Annotated in this window: 1 protein-coding gene and 1 pseudogene; one reads left to right on the forward strand and one right to left on the reverse strand. The window is 73.8% G+C overall.

All coding sequences use genetic code 11. The features are described 5' to 3' along the window. On the reverse strand, positions 1 to 2,330 hold a 2,330-nt coding region (locus tag G3I40_RS38300), incomplete at its 3' end, for a phospholipase C, phosphocholine-specific (RefSeq protein WP_164559432.1). A 143-nt stretch (positions 2,331 to 2,473) separates the two neighbouring features. On the opposite strand from G3I40_RS38300, the pseudogene G3I40_RS38305 reads away from it, so the two are divergent. Next, a pseudogene (locus G3I40_RS38305) lies at positions 2,474 to 3,342 on the forward strand (hypothetical protein); the annotation flags it as partial.

Genomic DNA, 3,342 nt, shown 5'->3' on the forward strand with positions numbered 1-3,342 from the left:
GGCGCCGTGATCTGCCTCGCGCGCCAGCCGTCCGGCAGCACCGGGTACGCGGCGATCGCGGTGACCCCGGCGTCCGCCGCGGTGAAGCGGGCGCTGACCCGGGCGGCCCTGCCCGGCACCAGCACCGGCTCGTCGATCGTGCTCGACGCCGCCTCCAGCGAGACGGTGACGCCCAACGGGTCGGGCAGGCCCATCGCGGGGTCGGTGACGCCCTCGCGGCGCGACGGCACCCGGCCCGCGAACCGGCGCAGGAAGCCCGGCTCACCGTGCACCGCCGCCCCGAAGTCGTACCAACCCTCCCCGGCGACAGGGAAGGTGACGGTGCGCTCGGTGCGGGCCGGCACGCGTATCTCGCGCACCCCGGCGCCGTAGGCCAGGTCGCCGGTGAGGAAGGTGCGGGCGGAGCGGGCGCGGTTGGTGAGGGCGAGCGTGGCACGGCGCCCGTCCCCGGACAGTTCGCACGTGGCGTCGTACGTCCCGTCGGCGTCGCCGCGCAACTGCCACAGGGCCCCGTTCGGCCCGTGCACCCGCAGGTCGTACCCGCCGCGCACGTCCCACACGTCGGACAGGTCGCTGTGCGCGGCGAGCGTGTAGTGCCTGGGCGGCGTCCCCGGCTCCGGACAGACGGCGAACACGGCGCCCTGCGTCCCGCGGTTGGCGAAGCCCAGCGTCAACTGGCCCTTGCGCGTGCGGGACGTGAGCCGCAGGTGGTACGGGTTCGGGCGCGCGGTGCGCGTGCCGCGCTGCTGCTCCGGCTCGGTCTGCGGCTCGGGCACCGTCGGCGCGGGCAGCTTCCCGGTGTCGGTGACCTTCTGGCGGTTGCCGCTGGTGTCGGGCAGCGTCGGCCAGGAGGGCTTCTTGCCGGAGAAGTCGAAGACGTCGGTCAGATCGCCGGTGACCTCACGGCGCCACGCGCTGATGTTGGGCTCGCGCACCCCGAACCGCCGCTCCAGGAACTGGATCACGGAGGTGTGGTCGTACACGGTCGAGGCGACGGCCCCGCCGCGGGTCCACGGCGACACGACGATCATCGGGACGCGCATGCCCAGCCCGAGCGGGAAGGGTCCGCCGGTCTGCGTCTCCCCGGCGGGCAGGGTGTCCGCCCAGGTCAGCGAGGAGTCCGCGGCCCGCACCCGGTACCGCCCGTGCTGGTCGACCGGCCGGTAGAAGGTGTCGGCGCCCTTCGTCACCCGCACCACGACCTCGCCGTCCGGCGGGACGTTCGACCTGCCGCGGCCTTCGGCCAGCGGCGGCACGGGCGGCAGCAGGTGGTCGTAGAACCCGCCGTGCTCGTCGTAGTTGAGGATGAAGACGGTCTTCTCGAAGACCTCGGGGTGGTCGGCGAGCGCCGAGAGCAGCCGGGCGGTGAGGTCCTCGCCGTGCGGCGGCGCGTAACTCGCGTGCTCGGACAGGGCGGCCGGCGCCACCAGCCAGGAAACCTGCGGCAGCGCGTCATCGCGAACGTCCTGCGCGAAGGCGGCGACGAGCGCGTCCCCCATCGCCCACGGGTCGTTGGTCTGCGCCGGGTCACCGACCTTCTTCATGCCGCGCTCGTACAGCGGATCGCCGGGCCGGGCCGCGCGGAAGGTGTCGAACCAGGCCAGCGCGTTGTCGTCGAAGTTCTCCTGGGCCTGGTACGTCTTCCAGGAGATGCCCGCCGCTTCGAGCCGCTCGGCGTACGTCGTCCACTCGAAGCCGGGCTCCTGGTTGTCGACCACGGCGACGTCGCGGACCGTGCCGCCGCTGGTGCCGGACATGAGGTGCTCGCGGTTGGGGTTCGTGCTGGTCTCGACCGAGCAGTAGTAGTGGTCGCAGACGGTGAAGACGGACGCGAGCGCGTGGTAGAAGGGCATGTCGGCGGGCTCGTAGTAGCCCTGGCCGAGCCAGCCGCTGCCGCGCCGGGTCACGTACCCGTCGGCGATGCCGTCGTTGCGGGCGCTCATCGAGTCCGCGAACCCGAAGGCGGCGGCGCCCTGTTGGTAGGCGCTGGTGTGCGCGGCGTTCATCGCGAACGGCGCGAGCCAGCCCTCCGGCCGCGAGGGGTCGGGCTGGTGGGTGACCGGCAGGCCGCCCGCGCCCCGCACGGCGGTGCGGTCACCGAAGCCGCGCACGCCCTGCATCGTGCCGAAGTAGTGGTCGAAGGACCGGTTCTCCTGCATGAAGACGACGACGTGCTCGATGGCGTCGAGCGAGCCGGGCCGCCCGGGGGCGGCGAGCGCGGTGCGCAGGCTCAACGGCAGCGCGGCGAGCGCGCCGGCGGCCGCGGCGCCGCCGAGCAGGGTGCGGCGGGACACGGTGGCCCGTTCGGATCTGACGGGTTCGGGGTTCACGGGGGCGCCTCCAACGGCGTTCAATGCCAAGCCCTTTGGCCCAGACCCGTTATGCATACGAGACCGAAGTGACGGTGGCCAGAGGGGCGAATGAAGTTCCCGTGACCGGGATCCGTAGCGCCGCTCCCGGCGTCCTGACAGACATGGACCTGGAAAAGCGCCCCGAGCCCGCAGGCGGCGAAGGCTGCCTCGTCGTGGCCGTCCGGCTGCCGGTGCGGATCGTCGCGCTCGTCCTCGTGGTACCGGTGCGCCTCGTGTGGGACGCGCTCGTCGCGGGCGGCCGGCTGCTCCACGAGAAGGTGCTGGTACCGCTGGCCCGCGGCCTCGGCCTGGCGCTGTGGGCGGTGCTCGTGTGGCCGCTGCTGATGCTCGGCCGCCACGTGCTCGCACCGGCCGGCCGCGCCTTGCGGTGGCTGGGACGGGTCCTCCTCGTGGTACCCGCGATCTGGCTGTACGCGCACGTCCTGACGCCGCTCGGCAGGGGCGTGGCCTGGTTGGCGAAGGCGTTGTTCGTGTGGCCGTGGGTGTGGCTGTACGCGCACGTCCTCACGCCCGTCGGGCACGCAATCGCCTGGCTGGCCAAGGGAGTTGGGGTCGCGCTGCACTGGCTCGGCACGGCCCTGTTCGTGTGGCCGTGGGTGGCGCTGTGGAGGTACGTCCTCGTGCCGGTCGGCATCGCGCTCGCGTGGCTGGTGCGGACCCTGCTCGTGCTGCCCTGCGCATGGGCGTACGCGCACGTGCTCGCGCCGCTCGGCCGCGCCCTGGCGCTCGCCGTCGCCGCGCTCGGCCGCCTGTTGCTCGTGCTGCCCGCGCTGGCGCTGTGGCGCTGGGTGCTCCTGCCGGTCGGCCGGGTCCTCGGCGTCGTCGCCCGGGAGACCGGCGCGGCCCTCGGGCACGCGTGGCGCGTGGCCGGGCACGTGTCGCTCGCCGTCGGACGCTTCCTCGGGCGGCTGCTGCGGTGGCTGGTGGTCGACCCGGTGCGGTGGGCGTACCGCACCGTGCTCACCCCGCT

Origin of the sequence: Streptomyces sp. SID14478 (assembly GCF_010548525.1) — a bacterium.
Classification (GTDB): domain Bacteria; phylum Actinomycetota; class Actinomycetes; order Streptomycetales; family Streptomycetaceae; genus Streptomyces.